This window comes from Mycobacterium sp. NGS61, from assembly GCF_059812325.1.
Genome location: NZ_JCALCL010000001.1, coordinates 349,063 through 367,334 on the forward strand (window position 1 = coordinate 349,063; position 18,272 = coordinate 367,334).

Genomic DNA, 18,272 nt, shown 5'->3' on the forward strand with positions numbered 1-18,272 from the left:
GGCCCGCTGGCGTGCCTGGTGCAGCAACCCGCCCATGGGTCCTCCGATGCAAATGTCAGTTCTCGATTGAGCAAATGTAACCTCTCACCCATGCCATCAATGACTTTCGACAATCAGGTAGCAATCGTCACCGGCGCGGGTGGCGGCCTGGGTCGCTGTCACGCTCTCGACCTCGCTCGCCGGGGCGCGCGGGTGGTGGTCAATGACCTGGGTAGCGCTGTCGATGGCAGCGGCGCTTCGACGTCGGCAGCCCAGTCGGTGGTCGACGAGATCACCACTGCCGGAGGCACCGCGATAGCCAACGGCGACTCGGTGGCGACCGAGCAGGGCGGAGTCGCGATCGTCGACGCCGCGACCGACGCCTTCGGCCGGGTCGATGTACTGGTGAATAACGCAGGAATTCTGCGGGACGCCGCGTTCAAGAACATGACGGCCGACCAGGTCGATGCCGTCATCGCGGTGCACCTGTCCGGAGCCTTCAACGTCACCCGAGCAGTCTGGCCGGTCATGCGGGCGCAGAATTACGGCAGGATCGTTCAAACAACTTCGGGCACTGGTCTTTTCGGAAATTTTGGGCAAGCCAACTATGGGGCGGCCAAGATGGGTCTGATCGGCATGATGCATGTGCTGGCCATCGAAGGGGCCCGCAACGGCATCGCGATCAACGCGGTCGCCCCCATCGCTCGCACCCGTATGACGGAGAAGATCCTGGGCGAGGCGGGCAAGGTGATGGATCCAGAGTTGGTCACACCGGTGGTGGTCTACCTGTCGCACCGCAGCTGTGACCGCACGGCGCACATCTATTCGGTGGGCGCCGGGAAGGTGTCGCGGGTGTTCATCGGTGTGACCAAGGGAATTGAGGACGCAGCGCTGTCGGCGGAACAAGTGGCGGACTCGATCGACGAGATCGATGACAGCGCCACCTTCACGATTCGCGGCGGACCGGCCTGAGATCAGCGCCCAAGGAATCGCGGCTGACGCCGCTCGGCGAACGACGCCAGCCCTTCCTGCAGGTCCAAGGTTCGCGACACCACCTCCTGCGCCCAGGCCTCTTCCTCGAAAGCCCGGTCGCGCCCAGACTCGGACGACACCGACAACAAGCGCTTGGTCAGCCCCAGCATCACCGTCGGGCCGGCCGCCAGACGCACGGCGAGCTCCTCGGCGGCCGCATCGGTATCGCCCAGTGCCACTACACGATTGGCCAACCCGAGGCGCTCGCACGTCGCTGCGTCGACCGGCTCACCGAGCATCAACAGTTCGGTGGCCTTGCGCAACCCGACAATTCTCGTCAGCAAGTGGACGGCACCGGAGTCGGGCAAGATGCTGCGATGCACGAATGCCTCGACGAGCTTTGCCTGCGCAGACATCACCACCAGATCACACGCCAGGACCAGACTTGCACCCGCTCCGGCGGCAGCGCCCTTGACTGCGGCAACCACCGGTTTGTCGCAGTCAAGCACCGATGCGATGAGGCGTTGCCAGCCCTGCTGCAACATCCGCGCCACGTCGCCGGGCCGCCGCTCTGGTTGCGGATCCCCCGTGGTGGCTGCCAACCCTGCCCCGGTACAGAAGTGTCGGGTGCCGGCGGCGCCGAGCAGGACAGCGCGCACGGCGGAGTCATCTTTAGCGCGTAGGAAAACCTCGGTCAGCGCGTCACGTGCCAACGGAGACAACGAATTTCCTACCTGAGTACGGTCGATCGTGACCCGGGCGACCGCATCCTCGCCGAGCGACACCACTATTCCGGACACTTCTTCATTCATCTCGCAAACCATCCCGTTCAGACCTGCGTTAACGGCGTTTCCGCTTTTCGGGTATCTTAATTTCCACCTTGTCCGGCTAGCACACGGGCCACAACGGGGAGGCGATCCGATGCCGGAGACCGGCCAAATCACCGATGAGGGACTGGCCAGACTGCGCGCCACCATCGGTATCGCCGTCCCGCACCCGCAACCTCCCCACTACATTCGTCCCAATGAGGACGCGTTTCGACACGTCGCCGAGAGCTACGGTGACGCCAACCCGCTGTGGGCGGATCCGGAGTACGCGGCCAAGTCGGTCTGGGCTGAGTCAGTCGCGCCGCCCGCCCTGGTCGGTGGCGACACGCTGATCGGCGAGGACGAGGTCGACACGCTCTCCGACGATGACCGCGCCCTGACCAAGGGTGACCCGTTGCGGGGCGTGCACGCCTTCTACGCGTCCTCAGCGCGGGAATGGTGGGCGCCGTTGCGCGCCAATCATCGGGTATACCGGCGCAATGCGCTGGTGGCGGTACTGGACAAACCCAGTGAATTCGCAGACCGGGCAATCCACGAGTGGTCGGCCCAGGTGTTCCGCGACGACGAGGGCGTGATCCTGGGCGGCCAGTACCGCAACATGATTCGCACCGAGCGAAGAAAGGCCCGCGGCCGCAAGAAGTACGACGCTGTCGAACTGAAGACATGGACTACCGAGGAGATCGCCGAACTCGACGAACGCTATGCGCACGAAACAGTGCGCGGTGCCGAACCACGCTGGTGGGAGGACGTCACCGAAGGGGATGTGGTCGGACCGCTGACCAAAGGGCCGCTGACGGTGACCGACATGGTCTGCTGGCACGTCGGCATGGGCACCGGGATGTACGGCGTTCGACCGTTGCGGTTGGCGTGGCGCAACCGGCAACGCATTCCCCGCTTCTATACCCGGAACGAGTACGGCGTGCCCGATGTTCAGCAGCGGGTGCACTGGGATCCCGGCGCGGCCAGGAACGCAGGCAATCCCAGCACCTTTGATTACGGCCGGATGCGCGAGACCTGGCTGATCCACCTCTGTACGGACTGGATGGGTGACGACGCCTGGCTGTGGAAACTCGATTGCGAATTCCGCCTGTTCAATTACGTGGGCGACCTACACACCATCACCGGCACCGTCGTGCGTAAGTACCTCGCCGAAGGCGACCGTCCCGCTGTCGATCTTGAGCTGGCCGCGACCAGTCATCGCGGTCAGGTCACCGCGCCCGGGCATGCCTCGATTCTATTGCCCAGCCGCGATCGCGGACCGGTGCGACTACCTGATCCGCCCGGCAGTGCCACCAACTTGACGGACCTATTGACCGCCGTGTCAGCGCAATTCACCGAGCGCTGACCAAATGACTTACAATACTGTTCCGGGACTTCAAGCCGTACAACATGATTCGACACTGCGGCTGACCCTTGATCGTGCTGATCGCCGCAACGCCGTCGACGATGTGATGCTCGACGCCCTGATCGCCCATATCGCGGCTGCGGGAATCGACGAGTCGGTGCGTGTCATCCGAATCGACGCCGAAGGAGCCGACTTCTGCGCGGGGTCCGACTTGATCGCCAATAATGCGAAATCGGAACGTAAGCCCCGCGTGGGCAGCACGCAGCGCCGGTTGCCCAGTAAAGCCAACCGGTTGATCCCGTTGATGCTGGAAACCCAGGTGCCGATCGTGGCTGTAGTGCGTGGCTGGGCGGCGGGGCTGGGGTTTCACGTCGCGATGGCCGCCGATTTCTGTGTGGCCACCGACGACGCCCGGTTCTGGGAACCATTCATGGCACGCGGATTCACGCCCGACAGTGGCGCGGCATGGCTGCTCCCCCGCCTGATCGGTATGGTCCGCACCCGCCAGTTGCTCATGCTGGGTCAAGAGATCTCCGGTGCCACCGCAGCACAGTGGGGCATCATCCACAGTGCAGTCTCGGTTGACCACTTGGAAGCTGCCGCAACCGAACTGGTGTCGACACTCAGTGCTGCGCCCACGGTTGCGCTCGGCCTCACCAAGTGGCTGCTGCAGAGCGGCAACGGACTCGACCTCGACCGTCACCTGCAGAATGAGGCGATGGCGCTCGAATTATCCAGCCGCAGTGAAGATTTCCGCGAAGGTCTGGCTGCCTTTCGCGACAAACGCGATGCAAAGTTTCAGGGCCGATGACACCGGTACCAATCGGCCCTGCCACCAGCGTCGCTGAAGCGGTCACCGCGGTAGAGCGGTGGATCACCGACGAGGTGCCAGAAACGTGGCGCGCCGCGGCGGCCGCTGGGCCCGACGCCTTACGCACCGTTCGGAGTCCGTCTGATTACCGGCAGTGGTACCCGGCGTTCGCACAGTCGGGTTTGGTCGCGCCCACCTGGCCGACCGAACACGGCGGGCTGAGCATCACCGATGACGCCGCCCGCGCCATCGAAACCGTGCTGCGGCCGTTGCGGTTTTCCCGGCTCAACCCGCTGGGCCTCAATAATGCCGCCGCCGCACTGTTCAGCCACGGGACCGAGGAGCAACGACGGCGCTTCCTGCCGCCGATCGTGCGCAACGAGGAGAAGTGGTGCCAACTGTTCAGCGAGCCCGGCGCCGGCTCCGACCTCGCTTCACTTGCCACCCGTGCCGTGCGCGACGGTGATCAGTGGATCATTACCGGCCAGAAGGTCTGGACCACCTGGGCAGATGAAGCCGACTTCGCCATCCTGTTGGCCCGCACTGATCCAGACCAACCGAAACACCAAGGCATCACTTATTTTTTGCTCGACATGCGCCAGCCAGGCGTCCAGGTCCGCCCGCTGCGTCAGATCACCGGCGAAAAGGAATTCAACGAAGTCTTCCTCGACGGTGCCCGTGTTCCCGACGAGCACCGGGTCGGCGATATCAATGACGGCTGGCGGGTCAGCGCGTCGACGCTGTCCAGCGAACGCCAGATGGTCTCGGGGTCGGGGTCCGGCGGCATGGGACGTCTCGGCGGCTTCAGCGCCGAGCGGCTGATCACCCTCGCTCAGGAAACCGGCCGCTGGGATGATCCAGTGGTCCGAGTGAAAGTCATGCGTCTGTGGGCCCAGGAAAAGGTCCGGGGCTGGACCAATGCCCGCGTGCGGGCGGCACTTTCGGCCGGCCAGTCCCCTGGCGCTGCGTCGTCGATCGGCAAAGTGCACCAAGCCACCCTCAATCAGCAGATTCAAGACCTGATGGTCGACTTGCTTGGCACGGATGCAGTCGCATGGCCCGCTGCCGACGATCCGGATGCCATGCCGCCCGAGGTGCACGGCATGCTGCGCAGCCTCGCCAATGCAACCGAAGGCGGCACCACCGACATCAACAAGAACATTCTCGGCGAGCGGGTGCTCGGCCTGCCCCGCGAACCCGACCCGTGGAAAGGCAAGCCGTGGCGAGACATTCCCCGCTCGTGAGCGGTTATGAACGACTCGTAGTGGAAAAGTCGGACGGCATCGGATGGCTCATCCTGAATCGTCCGGACGCCGGCAACGCTTTCGACGCACTCATGCTCGACGAGCTCGAATCCGCGTGGGCCACTCTTGAAGCCGACCCCGAGGTGCGGGTGATCGTCAACACCGCAAACGGTAGCGCGTTCTGCACGGGCATGGACGTCGTGCAGGTAGCCCGGGACAAGGAGGCGATGCGCCGGCACTCACGGCGGACCAGGGATGCGGCGCTGATGATCTCGTCCTGGCACTGCCAGGTGTGGAAGCCGGTGATCGCGGCCGTCAACGGTGTGTGCGCGGGCGGGGGGTTGCACCTGGTTGCCGATGCCGACATCGTCATCGCAGCCCAGTCGGCGTCTTTCGTCGATCCGCACGTATCGGTGGGACAAGCGGTCGCCTACGAGGCGATCACCCTGCTGCGGAAGTCCCCGATGGAGGCGATCGCCCGAATGACGCTCAGCGGCAAGGGCGAGCGAATCTCGGCCCAGCGCGCGTACGAGCTGGGAATCCTGTCCGAGGTGGTCCCGGACGGCGAGCTCCGCGAAGCGGCCGCACGGCTGGCCGCCGTCATCGCCCGCAACTCGCCAACGGCGATGCGCGCCACCAAGAAAGCGCTGTGGCGATCGCTGGAGGTCGGACTCACCCAGGCGCGCAACGATGCGGCCGAAGAGATCTGGCGCCTCCGGAATCACCCCGACCACGCCGAAGGCGTCCGGGCCTGGACGGAGCAGCGGCCCGCGCGCTGGGAACCACTCGAATCCGCGGAGGTTTCATGACATATCAGCGGCTTGTCGTGGAGCGGCACGGACCCGTCGGCTGGATCATCAACAACCGTCCGGACCGCCTCAATGCCTACGACGCCACGATGCGCGAAGAATTCCCCAGAGCGTGGGCGGAATTGGACGCCGACCCCGATGTCCGCGTCATCGTGCACACCGGGAACGGCCGGGGTTTCCAGGTGGGCGCCGACGTCGAAGAACTCGACGGTGCAGCCGTGCTGCAGTTCCAGGAGACGATGCGCACACTCGACCTCAAACTCACCGCCTGGCACTGCAACGTCGGCAAGCCGGTGATCACCGCGGTCAACGGTGTCTGCGCGGGCGGCGGTCTGCACTGGGTGGCCGACGCCGACATCGTCATCGCCGCGTCCGACGCAACATTTGTCGACCCGCATGTCTCCATCGGTCAGGTCTCGGCTTTGGAGACGATCGCCCTGATGCGCAAAGTGCCGGCCGAAGCGGTGCTGCGCATGGCGCTGGTCGGCAGTCACGAGCGGCTGACCGCACGACGCGCATACGAACTCGGGATGATCAGCGAAATCATCGATCCGCCCGAAAGATTGCGGGACGCCGCGCAGCAGCTTGCGGAGCAGATCGCCAAGAATTCGCCCGCGGCCATGCGGGCCACCAAGCGTGCGCTGTGGGGTGCGCTGGAGCATGGGCTGACCGACGCGTGCAGGGAAGGCGCCAAGCATCTGACATCGATGTGGGGACACCCTGACCAGAATGAGGGGCCGTTGGCCTTCGCCGACAAGAGACCACCGAATTGGCTGCCGTTGCAGAGGGATTCGTGAGTCTGACTGAGGTTCTCGCGGGCCTGCCCGACGTCGCCGTGCACACCCTCGACGGCGAGGTGACACGCGCAGACCTCACCGCCAGCGCAAAGCAGATGGGTCGGGTGCTCACTGAGATCGGCTTGACCACCGGCCAAGTAGTCGCCGCGATGCTGCCCAATGAAGCCGTGACGGTCGCTGCGCTCTTCGGCACCTGGCACGCCGGCGGCGTGTACACCCCGCTGAACCCGCGGGTCGCCGAAGCTGAGCTTGTCGCCCAGCTGCAAACGTTGCGGCCCGTTGCGGTAGTCACCACCCCTTCGCTGGCTCAACGGTTTTCGGCCTTCGAGCTACCCGTCGTCACGCGTTCTGGGTTGACGTGGTCAGCGAGCGCATCCATCGCCGAATCGTCCGAGCCACGCAGCTACGACGCCGATGTCGCGTTACTGCAGTTCACCTCGGGCACCACCGGCCCGCCGAAACCGGTGCCGCTACGCCATGCCACTGTGTTGGATCTCATTGACCGGTTGCTGGCCAAGCTACGCGGAGCAAAGTCCGGTAAGAGCGGGAGACGTGCCCCGATGCCCAACTTGGTACCGCTGTCTTTATCGTTATGGGCGGGCATCTACCAGGTGCTGTTCGCGTTTCGCGCGGGTTCGGGTGTGGTACTGATGGATCGGTTCTCGGCGGCTGACTTCGCGGCGCTGGTTCAGCGACATCGACTGCGCTCCACGGTATTACCGCCTGCGGCGTTGACGATGGTGTTGCACGACGACACAGTCACCGACCTGTCGCCGCTCGAGATCGTCCGGTCCATCACCGCTCCCCTTTCTCCGGTTCAGGCCGCGCGATTCCGCGACAAGTTCGGCGTGCTGGTGCTCAACTCCTACGGTCAGACCGAACTCGGCGGCGAAGTAGTGGGTTGGTCGGCCGCCGACGCGCGCGAATGGGGTGAAGCCAAGCTCGGCTCCGTGGGCCGTCCGCTGCCGGGCATCGACGTGCGGGTCACCGACGACGAGGTGATGGTCCGGACACCGACCACCGCGGCCCGCAAGATCGACCCGGCCTTCCTCGACCGTCTCACCGAGGACGGCTGGTTCCACACCGGTGACCTCGGCTGGTTCGACGACGACGGCTTCCTGTGGCTCGACGGCCGGGTGTCGGACATGATCAATCGAGGCGGGCTCAAGGTGTTTCCCGGCGCGGTCGAGGATGTGCTGGTGGCCGCCGACGGTGTGCGCGATGCGGCGGTGGTAGGGGTATCCGACGAGCGGCTGGGCGAGGTGCCGTGGGCATTTGTGGTGCGCGCCAACCAATCGCTCTCCGAGATCGAGCTGTTGTCCTGGTGCCGGGAGCGACTGACGCCTTATCGGGTTCCGGTTCGTGTGGTGTTCGTGGATCAGCTGCCGCGCAACGAAGTTGGCAAAGTTGTCAAGCGCGACCTGGCTGTGCTCGCCGATGGCGCATCCGCAACGTCCCAGTCCAACCCTCGGCGTTGACGGCGGTTACTGCACCGACCTCTTGGACCAGTAGCGGAAATGTCAGTTCTCGTATTCGGATATAGTTGTCTCCGACAGCAACGTGCAGAGGAGGCGGCCGTGAAGGATGGACAGGCTTTCGAGGTGTGGGATGCCGATAACCACATGTACGAGACCATCGACGCCTACACCCGCTATCTGCCGGAGAAGTATTCCGAGGCACTGAAGTTCGTCGACGTGAAGGGTCGCACGAAGCTGCAGATCCTTGGTGTCGTCACGGAATGCATCCCCAACCCCACCTACGAGGTAATCCCCACCCCGGGCGCCTGGGCCGACTACTACCGGGGCATTAACCCCGACGGCAAGTCGCTGCGCGAGCTGGCCGAACCCATCCGGTGCCCGGACGAATTCCGAAGGCCGGATCTGCGACTGGCGCTGATGGATCGCCAGGGTGTCGACGGTGCGGTGATGTTCCCGACGACCGCCGGGATGCTCGAGGAACGGACGAAGTCGGATTCCGAGCTCACTCATGCGATTACGCACGCCTTCAACCGTTGGCTCCTGGATGACTGGACATTCAATTATCAGAACAGGATTCTCGCCGTTCCTGCGGTCTCGCTCAACGATCCCGCCCAAGGCGTCCAGGAACTCGAATGGTGCCTGGCCAACGGCGCCAAGACGATACTTATTCGGCCGGCACCGGTGCCGCGTGACGACGGCACCTCGCGCTCCCCCGCATTGCCCGAATTCGACGAATTCTGGCGTCTGGTCGAGTCGTCCGGAATTTCCGTTCAGATGCACAACTCTGATGCGGGGTATGACCGCTACCTGAACGACTGGGAGGGCGGCGACGAGTTTCAGGGCTTCCAACTGACCAAGTTTCGCGGCTTCATCTACGAGGAGAGCCGGCACATCTTTGACACGCTGGCGGCGTTCATCGCCCATGGTGTGTTCGAAAGATTCCCGGGACTCCGCATCGGGGTGGTCGAGAACGGCGGGTCGTGGGCTCAGCGCCTGATGGAGGTGTTCGACCGCGTCTACCGCAAGAAACCGCGGGACTTCAACGAGAATCCTTGTGACGTGTTCCGTAGACACGTGTGGGTCAACCCGTTCCACGAAGAAGACATGTCGCACCTGATCGAGGTAATCGGCGCGGATCGGGTGATGTTCGGTTCAGACTTTCCGCATCCGGAGGGGCTCGCCGAGCCAGCCACTTTCATCAAGCAACTCGAGAACCTGCCCGCCGTCACCACCGCACGGGTGATGGGTGGCAACCTCAGGGAACTCATCGGCCTTTAGAGCGCGACTGCCTGCTCACGACTGACGGACCCGCCAACGGATTGGTGAGCAGCCCCGGTGGCGCACACACGACATCCGGTATCGCGTTCACCGCGGCCATCGCCGTGACCGTGATACCTGGATTCACACGATCAGCGGGTGACTGTGGAAGATGCAGTGCCAGGCTCATGCTGGGATCGCCCTCGATCCGAAACACCATGCCGCCTTGACCTCCTCGTGCCGGCTTTGGCCAGTGCGCGGGCCATGGTGTGCTGCTGACTGTAGCGAAATATTGCACGGCGACCGCTGGTTTATTCTCGATGACCCCGGCCAGCTGCCAGCGATGAGCGCAAATCGTTCCTGCTTCGATGACGCCCAAGGCGGTTTGCAGATCCGAGGGCGCGAGCAAGGTCTCCCAATCGAGCTCGACCGAATCCAGTTCCAGCCCAAGGATTTCGGCGATATAGCACACCACGGTATCCCAATCATGGTTCACCTTGCCCGAGGCGATACGGACAGGAACATGGCCGTCCGGCTTCCCGAAACCCATGGATTCGTGCAGGACGTCCCAGATCGGGTAGGACGTGTCCAAATCGAGCGCGTACTCGTCCATTCGATAGGACTCGACAGTGCCCGCGCCGGAGAGTAAGGCAGTAGGTAGGTTGAGGCTGATGAAGCCGGGCTCGCTACCAGTTGCGTAGAAAGTCGAGATTCCCTGCTCAGCAGCGTCTTTCACGGCTTGGCGCCACTCTGCCGGCGCAGCAGGTGGATACACCAGCGGGATCAGCGAGATCGTCACGACATTGACGCCTGCCTTGAGGTACTGCACGATGTCGGCGATCGCATCGGCCTCGCGCCGTACGGCGGTAGCGCAGTAAAGAACGCAATCCGGCTTCAAGGCCAGTACCGCCTCGACATCGTCCGTCGCCGTCACGCCGGTGTCCTGCTGTCCGACAAGGCGACCGGCGTCGACGCCGACCTTGTCCGGAGTAGAGACCTTCACTCCCACCAGGTCCAACGCAGGATCGCCGATTACCGCACGCAATGCCTCTTTACCAGTGAGTCCGGTGCCCACATGCACCACTCGGGGCCGTTTACCGCCAGGCTCGTCGACCACTCTCGCTCCCCTCCCCATCTCGCTATGCCAACTCTGCGCAGCGCTTCGGATAGGGCCACGCCACCCCCGGCGGCATCGCGCACAACATGAGAGATTCGCGACCCCACGGCACTCATTCGCCACCAGCCTGGCTGTCGATTCTCGAGCGTCCGAGACAAGTTCCTCGGGATTCCGAATCCACGCTAAAAGGCGTGTAATCAGGAGTCAAGGTTACGACAACGTACCCATCACCCAGCAACGGGAATCCGTAGTTCCCCATGACGGCTCGCGAATCATGAGGTAAGTGCGGGTTCAAGCGCCGGCACGCGATGCTTGGCAACAAGGGTTGCCAGACGGCCGTCAGGGCCCTCACCCGCCGATCCGATCAAGGTAATTGCGGCGCTGGGTCTCGTCGAAATGCCCGGGTGGCTCGTTCCGGGTGGCGAGCCGTTTGATCATCTGAAGCAAGGGTTCTGGGGTGACTTCTTCTACCAGCCCGAACGGTGCCAGCCACCGCGGCACGGTGACCTCCCGTCCCGGCCGCCGCGCACTGTCGGCGATGACCGCGCCAATCTGGTCGGGTTGCCTGGTCGGCAGCAGGTCCAGCGTCACCCCCGCGGTCAGCTCGGTGTGCACAGCGGTCGGCATGACCGTGGTGATAGTGACGTCGGTATCAGCGATTTCGGCACGGACGGCGCGAGACAGTGCGGCCACGGCCGATTTCGTCGCGCAATACACCGAGATCCCTGGCGTGGTCACCTTTGCCGCCATCGACGCGAGGTTGACGATGTGCCCGTGATTGCGGTTCACCATCTCGGGCAGGAACTCGTGCATGCCATTGATGACGCCAACCAGGTTGACCGCTACTTCCCGGTGATAGGCCGAAAGCTTCTGCTCGACGAAGGGGCCCATGTACTGAATGCCGGCGTTGTTCACCAGCATCGCGACCGGACCGTCGGCGGCGGCGGCTTGGTGAAACGCCGCCATACTGGATTCGTCGGTCACATCCAGACAGGTTGCTCTGGCCCCGATTTCGCGGGCAGTGCGTTCGGCTTCGTCGGCGTCAAGATCGCCAATCCATACCGTTGCCCGCCGGGCGACCAAGGCCGCAGCCGTCGCTCGACCGATGCCGCGTGCGCCACCCGTGACGCACGCAACCGCTCCGGCGAGGTCGATCATCGGCTTGAACGCTCGTCGGCGAACTCTCGCAGTGCGAAGTAGGCGATGAGACGAATTTCGCCGCTACGCATCATCAACAACGCACGGCCAAGGTAAAGACCGGGCAGGAGTTCCACCACCTCGTCGCGGGTCCGTTTGATCGGGAATGTCCGAACGCTGGGATTGCGGTACTCCTCAGGGCTGTAGTCCAATGCTCGCACCTTGATGTACGGCGCAACTGCAGCGGTGTCGATCCGATGATTGAAGGAAAAGCCCTCTATCTCAGAGCCAACTCTGCGCAGCCCGGAGTAGAGGGGCGCAATGGCGCGCAGCGCATACCGGGCCAACGGCGCCAGCCGGTTGAAGCCGGTGTCGGTATCGAAAGTCTTTCCCCGCCAGGTCGGATTGATCTTCAACAAGGGGTTGGCCAGGGCGGCCTCCGGTATACCGAAGAGGTTGCCGACGATCAGCCCCTCCAATGCGCCGTGCGGACCGTCGGGGGCGTCGCCGCGCTCGAAAAGTGCGGACAATTGGTCGCGCCGACCAGCCTCACCGAGTTCGCGGAGGTAACTCCAGCCCTGCCGTTGCGCAAGGACGGGCGAGTTCTGGGATAGCAACCGCAGGTCGTCAAGCACTGATGTCGTCACTACCGGGTTTTCGATGGCGTCTGCGGCCGAGGTCATTATGAGCCCTCCTTATCGTGGTCATCTGGTACGACACCGTGCCAGAATATGTGGGTGCAGTCAATCTGCAACGATCGAGCGGTGCCTGACTCCACGCAGCGTTCCTACGGTGGACAATCCGCGGACTCCCGCCGCGCGCAGCGACGCCGGCGTCTGCTGGATGCCGCGATGGAGGTGATGTCGCGCGACGAATGGCGCAGTGCGACGGTCGAAAAGCTTTGTACTACAGCCGGTTTGAACAAGAGATACTTCTACGAAAGTTTCACCGATCTCGATGCCTTGTCTGCCGCCGTTGTCGACGACATCGCCGAGGATGTTCGTGCCGCCACAGTCCGGGCAGCAGACGAGTCAGCTGACGGGCCACTGGAGGCGCAAGCATTAGCCGGTGTGGCCGCTGCGGTGCGCGAGCTGGTTGACGATCCGCGCCGCGCGCGTGTACTGCTGGGGGGCGTCGCGGCATCGCCTGAGTTGCGCGACCACCGCGTCACGGTCATGCACCGCCTCACCGGTGTATTGATCGATCACGGACGAATGGTGCACGGCGTCGAATTGGAGACCGACCCATTGGCCAAGGTCGCGCCGGCTTTCATCGTCGGAGGCACCGCAGACGCAATCCTGTGCTACGTCAACGGCGACGTCGAACTATCTCTCGATGATTTCATCGCCCAACTCGCGACGCTGTGGCTCATCACCGGGAACGGGGCCGCGCAGATTGCTCGTGCGCGAACCACACCGAGTGTGGGCCCTTTGAACGAAAAGCGCTGAGAAGAAATACAAATCCCCCACACATGACGCGCGAGGGCGGTGCGTCAGACGCTAAAGCGCACGCGGAGTTGGTTCTTCAGCACCTTGCCAGTGAGGTTTCGCGGCAACGCTCCCAAGATTTCGAGCCGCTCCGGGGATTTGTGCCGGCTCAGACCTTGCTTCTGACAATGCTCGGCCAGCGCGGCGAGCGTGACCGGACTTCCTGGTTGAGGTACTACCACGGCGCAAACCCGTTCGCCGGTCCGCGGATCCGGCACGCCGATGACCGCGACATCGGCAACCGCCGGGTGCGTTGCCAGCACCCCCTCGATCTCAAGAGCCGAAATATTCTCCGCATTGCGGATGATCGCGTCCTTGATTCGCCCGGTGATGATGACGTTGCCGTCAGTGTCGAGTCTTCCTTGGTCGCCACTGCGAAACCACCCCTCGCGGTCGAAAGCACTGGCGTTCAGCGATTCGTCGACGTACCCAAGGAAGCACTGCGGTCCCTTGAGTCGCAGTTCACCCTCCTGACCGATGTCCACCTCGCGTTCACTGCTGTCGACAACGCGCACCGATACTCCTGGGACAGGAAGTCCCACCGTGTGGTCAAGCAGGTCGGGTGCACCCTCCGGAGTCTGCGACGTCGCCACCGGAAATTCGGTCAGGCCCCACGAATTGGCGACACCATTAACCGAGAACGTTTCCCGCAATTGGCGTCCCAATTCGGCAGTGATGGGCGCCCCACCACCTACGCAGCCGCGCAGATCGGGGTAGAGCGGTTCGGCTCCGTGGGCGCGCTGCGCAGCCATGAATGCAACGAAAAAGGGGGTGGCAGTACCTAATAGCGTCGGCCGGTGCGCCGCGAGCGCCTGGGGGGTGGCCACGGGGTCGAACGAGTCGAACAACACCAATCGCATGCCGCTCTGCAAACTCGCCGCGAGCATTGCCGCACCACCGATGTGCGAGATGGGAAAGGCTATCGGGTTCACATCAGTATTCGACGCCCCTACGATGCCGAGTACTCCCGCAGCACCTGCCATCACCGAGCGGTCGCAATGGCGGGCGCCTTTTGGCGCGGCGGTGGTGCCCGAGGAGTAGTAGATCCAGCGGGGACCTTCTCCCGAAGAAGGCGCAGGGGGCAGCGCTGCGGGGTCGCCCGCGGGTAGCCGAAGAGACCCCGTTATCGGGGCGTCGTGATCGATCACCACCACTGACATCGGTCGCTGCCCGGCCACTTCGGTAGCCAACGCGGTGTGATCGAACCCACGCCACCGGCCCGGGACTACGAGTACCTCGGTGGCGAGTTGTGCTGTGACGAAACGGACTTCGCTTTCGCGCCAGATCGGCAGAATCGGATTCTGCACCGCGCCTAGGCGGGCGAGTGCCACCATTACCACCGCCGTCTCCAGCGTGGTCGGCAACTGCCACGACACCACGGTGCCCGCGCCTACTCCGGATTCCGACAGTGCCGCCGCCGTGCGCAGACCTTCATCTCGAAGCTGCGCACAGGTGAGGCTGCGACCGTAGTCATCGGTCAGGACGACGCGGTCCGGATGGGCATCCGCCGCCGCGTCGACGAGACCCCAATATGTCTCCCCACCCACTTGCCCGCTCACCCGCTCGGCAACAGCAGGCGACGTTTCGCGAGGATGTTACGCATCATCTCCGAGCTTCCGCCGGAAATCGTATAGGCCCGCGACCATAACCAGCATTCTCGCAGACGCGCTTTCGCCTGCTGAACGTCGTCGGTGCCGGCATCCACTGCGGCGGCGGCAAGTTCTGCCCCGTAGGCCGAAACCCGGTGGTAGGTCTCGGCGAAGCTCAACTTTGCGATCGAGCCGTCACCGGGTTGGTCGGCTCCGATGATGAGCCGTTCGACGTGGTCGTCGATGAACGACTTGGCTACCTCGACCTCGACGGCGAGTTCTGCAATGGCTTGGCGAATGTCGTTGTGGGTCAGCGCCGGCGCGCCGTCGACGAGTGCCTGTCGTGCCACGGTCACAACGTCGTCGATCAGCAATTCGAGCAGGATCACGTTGCCGCCGATGCCGAAGCGCTCGAAGTCCAAGCCCGCCATGATGATCGACCAACCATGGCCGGCTTCGCCGATGAGACTGTTCGCGTCGACCACCACACCGGTCATGAAGACTTCGTTGACTTCGATCGCGTCTCCGACGGTGCGGATGGGTCGGACCTCGACTCCGGGTGCCGACAGCGGCACCGTGAACACCGAAAGTCCATGGTGACGAGACAAAGTCGGGTCGGTCCGAACGAGCGCCAGGCCCATGTCGGCCCAGTGCCCGTCGGTGATCCACGTCTTTTGTCCGTCGATCACCCAACTGCCGTCGATCCGTTGCACAGCGCGGGTGCGGACGGCGGCAATGTCACTGCCCGCATCGGGCTCGCTGAGCAATTGGCACCACACGTGTTCGCTGCGCCGGATCGGCGGCAGCAACGCCTGCTTCTGCTCTTGCGACCCGAAGTGCAGCAGCACATGGGCCGCGAGATTTACCTGGTCGACGGGGCGCGGTGCACGCGCACGCAGAATCTCCTCGCTGACAACGCGGTCATGCAGCGGATGGTGCTCGGCGCGCCCACCGTACTCGACCGGCCAATCCGCGCCGACGAAACCCGCGTCGAACAATCCGGCGAACCAGTTGCGCAACTGGGCTTCCTGCGCGGCATCAACCGGCGCGCGATGCCCCTCACGTGCTTCGATGGCCGGCGCGTGCTGCGCGATGTGCGCCCTTACCCGGTTCCGAAACGCCGCAAGTTGTTCCGCGCTCGGCCTGCTGCCCACACCATTCACCAGCGCAACACCTCGGCGACCAGCGCACGACTTGATCGTGCCGTGCCCATCAGGTGGCCGTTGGTGAAAACCCGGCGCAGTTCATAGTGCAGCGGATACTCCCAGGTGAAGCCGATCCCTCCGGAGAGTTGCATGCACTCGTCCACGGCGGCAGTCGCTTTCGCGGTAACGAAGGCGTGTGCGACGGTCGCCAGCACCATCGCCCGATCATCGGCGGCGGCGACGGCGCGGGCAGCCTTCATCACGACAGCGCGTGCTTTGACTACGAAGACGAGAAGCTCCACCAGTCGGTGCTGGATCGCCTGGAAGCTCGCGACGGGTACGCCAAACGCGATGCGCTCCCTCAAATATGACGTCAACCGCTCGAGAGTCATCGACACGGCGCCGACGGAATCGGCAGCGACCAGCAGCCGGGCCAGCGGGGTCAGCTGCCGGGCATGCTCAGGCGATCCGATCAACACTGTTGAAGCCTCGTCGATCTCAACACGCCAGACCGGACGGGTGACATCCAGCAGATCGCCGTCAAGGCGGCGCACTCGGACCTTTGACGCATCGGCAAGGTGAATGCCGTTGTCGCTCAGTGTGACGAAAATGTTCACTTCGTCTCCGCGGATGGCGCGCGCAGATTCGTGGCTGATCAGCCCCGCGGTGAACGCACCGCTGAGCAACCCGGGCAGCCATTGTTGCCTGATTTCATCGGGCCCGGATGCGACCGCTGCGGCGGCCACGACGGTCCCCAACCACGCCGATCCGTCCTGCGCCCGACCGAGTTCCTCGGCCACAATGCATGATTCAACGGGCCGCCAGCCGGCCCCGCCCGACGCTTCGTCGACCAGCAATCCTGTCCAGTCCATCGTCGCCAGATCGGCTGTGGACTGTTTGTGGTTGCGCTCCGCCAGAAATCTTCGCGCTGACCCCCGCAGCAGATCGAGGTCGACGTCAGCCTCGGGGTCGTCAGGCATCGAGCGTCTAGCTCTGGCGCAGCAGCTGGTCGGCGTTGTCGCGCATGATCCGCTTCTTGGCGGGATCGTCGAGCGGGTCGAGCAGCTTCACGAAGTCCGCCGGTTCGGCCAGCCCTTCGGCGTGCGGATAGTCCGAGCCCATCAGCAGGCATTCGTCATAGCCCAACCGTTCCACGATGGTCGGAATGTCGTCTTCGGGATACGGGACCACACCGACATGGCGGCGGAAAATGTGTGACGGACGTTCGGTGAGCTTACCGCCGATCCACGGACCGTTTCGCCCCATGCCGCGACTCTTGTCCATGTGAATGACAAACTGCGGCACCCATTCCGCACCATGTTCGGCAACAAGAACATTCAGTCCGGGGAATCGCCCGAACAGGTTGTCGAAGATCAGCGCTGACAGCGTGTCCTCTATCGGACGCTGGCCGTAGATGTTCATCCACTGCCACGCGGACATGTGCCACGCCGCTGGGTCGGGGTTGTGTCCCCAGGCTGGCGAGATGGCGTTGAAATACCAGAACGGTTGAATGTGGAAGACCAGCGTGCAACCGGCTTCCTGCAGCCGCGCATAAATCGGGTCGAAGTACGGGTCACCGGGCGAGCGACCGTAGGCCGGCCCGGTCGGCAGCAGCACCAACCGTGCACCCTGCTCAATGATCGCTTCGGTCTCTTTGATCGACGATTCGAGGTCCCGCAACGACAGCAAGGCGGTGGCGTACAGCCGGTCCTGGTAGTTGAAGCCCCACGTCTCGTCGAACCAGCGGTTGAACGAGCGCAGGTTCGCGTACAGGGCCTCGGTGTCGTCAACGTAATGCTCAGCGGCCAGCGCCATACCGGCGGGGAAGATTACCGCGCGTTCGACGTTCTGCTGGGCCATGACCGTCAGCCTGGGCTCTCGCTCCAGATACTCCGGCCGCATCGGCTGCGGTTCGTAGGTCTCGTCCGGGTTACCCGAACCCATCTGCTTGAGCATTTCCTTGAGCGAGCCAGGTCGGTAGGCCACATCGAAGCCCAATCCGGCCTCACTGTTGAACGTAGCGATCCGATGTCCGGCCAGGATGACTTCCGTGCCGTCGGCGCCGACGACGGGTGTGATCGCGCGGTCATGAAACTTCTTGGAAAGATAGCGGGTGAACGCGTCCCGGGTCTCATAACAGTGGGTGTCGCAATCGAAAATCCCGTAGTCGAGTTTCGTCACCGCGTCGCTCCTTCTTACGAGAATGGCTATTCTCTAATTCAGAAAACATACTATCCTGATCCCTAAACCACTATCTCGGGTCCGTTTGGAGACATCG

17 protein-coding genes are annotated in these 18,272 nt (G+C 63.7%); 9 read left to right on the forward strand and 8 right to left on the reverse strand.

Going from position 1 to position 18,272, the window contains the following annotated elements:
• Positions 1 to 90 precede the first annotated feature (90 nt).
• On the forward strand, positions 91 to 951 hold the full coding sequence (locus tag AC5Y3Z_RS01720) for an SDR family NAD(P)-dependent oxidoreductase (protein WP_473139041.1): 861 nt from the start codon (positions 91 to 93) through the stop codon (positions 949 to 951).
• 2 nt (positions 952 to 953) lie between these two features.
• On the opposite strand, the gene AC5Y3Z_RS01725 is transcribed toward AC5Y3Z_RS01720, so the two are convergent.
• Positions 954 to 1,763 (reverse strand): enoyl-CoA hydratase/isomerase family protein, encoded by an 810-nt coding sequence (locus AC5Y3Z_RS01725; RefSeq protein WP_473139042.1) that lies wholly within the window; start codon positions 1,761 to 1,763, stop codon positions 954 to 956.
• Between the two features lie 109 nt (positions 1,764 to 1,872).
• On the opposite strand from AC5Y3Z_RS01725, the gene AC5Y3Z_RS01730 reads away from it, so the two are divergent.
• The 7 genes from AC5Y3Z_RS01730 (at position 1,873) to AC5Y3Z_RS01760 (ending at position 9,540) form a co-directional block, all read left to right on the forward strand.
• Positions 1,873 to 3,123: a hotdog family protein gene (locus AC5Y3Z_RS01730; protein WP_473139043.1), complete on the forward strand. Its 1,251-nt coding sequence runs from the start codon at positions 1,873 to 1,875 to the stop codon at positions 3,121 to 3,123.
• 4 nt (positions 3,124 to 3,127) lie between these two features.
• Entirely contained in the window at positions 3,128 to 3,934 is an 807-nt protein-coding gene (locus AC5Y3Z_RS01735; RefSeq protein ID WP_473139044.1) for an enoyl-CoA hydratase/isomerase family protein, read from the forward strand.
• Positions 3,931 to 5,178, forward strand: coding sequence for an acyl-CoA dehydrogenase family protein (locus AC5Y3Z_RS01740; protein WP_473139045.1), 1,248 nt, complete (start codon positions 3,931 to 3,933; stop codon positions 5,176 to 5,178). The genes AC5Y3Z_RS01735 and AC5Y3Z_RS01740 overlap by 4 nt, the downstream gene beginning before the upstream one ends.
• Positions 5,175 to 5,987, forward strand: coding sequence for an enoyl-CoA hydratase/isomerase family protein (locus tag AC5Y3Z_RS01745; protein WP_473139046.1), 813 nt, complete (start codon positions 5,175 to 5,177; stop codon positions 5,985 to 5,987). Before AC5Y3Z_RS01740 ends, AC5Y3Z_RS01745 begins: the two co-directional genes overlap by 4 nt.
• Complete coding sequence (locus tag AC5Y3Z_RS01750) at positions 5,984 to 6,784, forward strand: enoyl-CoA hydratase/isomerase family protein (protein WP_473139047.1); 801 nt, start codon at positions 5,984 to 5,986, stop codon at positions 6,782 to 6,784. The genes AC5Y3Z_RS01745 and AC5Y3Z_RS01750 overlap by 4 nt, the downstream gene beginning before the upstream one ends.
• The gene (locus AC5Y3Z_RS01755; RefSeq protein ID WP_473139048.1) at positions 6,781 to 8,262 is read left to right on the forward strand and encodes a class I adenylate-forming enzyme family protein; all 1,482 of its coding nucleotides are present in this window, start codon (positions 6,781 to 6,783) and stop codon (positions 8,260 to 8,262) included. The genes AC5Y3Z_RS01750 and AC5Y3Z_RS01755 overlap by 4 nt, the downstream gene beginning before the upstream one ends.
• A gap of 144 nt (positions 8,263 to 8,406) precedes the next feature.
• Positions 8,407 to 9,540, forward strand: a complete 1,134-nt coding sequence (locus AC5Y3Z_RS01760) for an amidohydrolase family protein (RefSeq protein ID WP_473139267.1) — start codon at positions 8,407 to 8,409, stop codon at positions 9,538 to 9,540.
• Here the strand turns inward: AC5Y3Z_RS01760 and AC5Y3Z_RS01765 are convergent.
• The 3 genes from AC5Y3Z_RS01765 to AC5Y3Z_RS01775 all read right to left on the reverse strand — a co-directional run bounded on the left by AC5Y3Z_RS01765 (position 9,527) and on the right by AC5Y3Z_RS01775 (position 12,456).
• Positions 9,527 to 10,636: a dihydrodipicolinate reductase gene (locus tag AC5Y3Z_RS01765; protein ID WP_473139049.1), complete on the reverse strand. Its 1,110-nt coding sequence runs from the start codon at positions 10,634 to 10,636 to the stop codon at positions 9,527 to 9,529. The two genes, AC5Y3Z_RS01760 and AC5Y3Z_RS01765, sit on opposite strands and share 14 nt — an antisense overlap.
• A 348-nt stretch (positions 10,637 to 10,984) precedes the next feature.
• The gene (locus AC5Y3Z_RS01770) at positions 10,985 to 11,794 is read right to left on the reverse strand and encodes an SDR family NAD(P)-dependent oxidoreductase (RefSeq protein ID WP_473139050.1); all 810 of its coding nucleotides are present in this window, start codon (positions 11,792 to 11,794) and stop codon (positions 10,985 to 10,987) included.
• Entirely contained in the window at positions 11,791 to 12,456 is a 666-nt protein-coding gene (locus AC5Y3Z_RS01775) for a hypothetical protein (protein ID WP_473139051.1), read from the reverse strand. Before AC5Y3Z_RS01775 ends, AC5Y3Z_RS01770 begins: the two co-directional genes overlap by 4 nt.
• A 48-nt stretch (positions 12,457 to 12,504) precedes the next feature.
• Between AC5Y3Z_RS01775 and AC5Y3Z_RS01780 the strand changes: the two genes are divergently transcribed.
• The gene (locus AC5Y3Z_RS01780; protein WP_473139052.1) at positions 12,505 to 13,221 is read left to right on the forward strand and encodes a TetR/AcrR family transcriptional regulator; all 717 of its coding nucleotides are present in this window, start codon (positions 12,505 to 12,507) and stop codon (positions 13,219 to 13,221) included.
• Positions 13,222 to 13,265: 44 nt separating this feature from the next.
• On the opposite strand, the gene AC5Y3Z_RS01785 is transcribed toward AC5Y3Z_RS01780, so the two are convergent.
• The 4 genes from AC5Y3Z_RS01785 to AC5Y3Z_RS01800 are packed head-to-tail and all read right to left on the reverse strand — an operon-like array spanning position 13,266 to position 18,175.
• Positions 13,266 to 14,807, reverse strand: coding sequence for a class I adenylate-forming enzyme family protein (locus tag AC5Y3Z_RS01785; RefSeq protein ID WP_473139268.1), 1,542 nt, complete (start codon positions 14,805 to 14,807; stop codon positions 13,266 to 13,268).
• Between the two features lie 8 nt (positions 14,808 to 14,815).
• Positions 14,816 to 16,012 carry an acyl-CoA dehydrogenase family protein gene (locus AC5Y3Z_RS01790; RefSeq protein WP_473139053.1) on the reverse strand — a complete coding sequence of 399 codons (1,197 nt, stop codon included), beginning with the start codon at positions 16,010 to 16,012 and terminating at the stop codon, positions 14,816 to 14,818.
• On the reverse strand, positions 16,009 to 16,974 hold the full coding sequence (locus AC5Y3Z_RS01795) for an acyl-CoA dehydrogenase family protein (RefSeq protein ID WP_473139054.1): 966 nt from the start codon (positions 16,972 to 16,974) through the stop codon (positions 16,009 to 16,011). Before AC5Y3Z_RS01795 ends, AC5Y3Z_RS01790 begins: the two co-directional genes overlap by 4 nt.
• Positions 16,975 to 16,981: 7 nt before the next feature.
• Positions 16,982 to 18,175: an amidohydrolase family protein gene (locus AC5Y3Z_RS01800; protein WP_473139055.1), complete on the reverse strand. Its 1,194-nt coding sequence runs from the start codon at positions 18,173 to 18,175 to the stop codon at positions 16,982 to 16,984.
• Between the last annotated feature and the right edge of the window lie 97 nt (positions 18,176 to 18,272).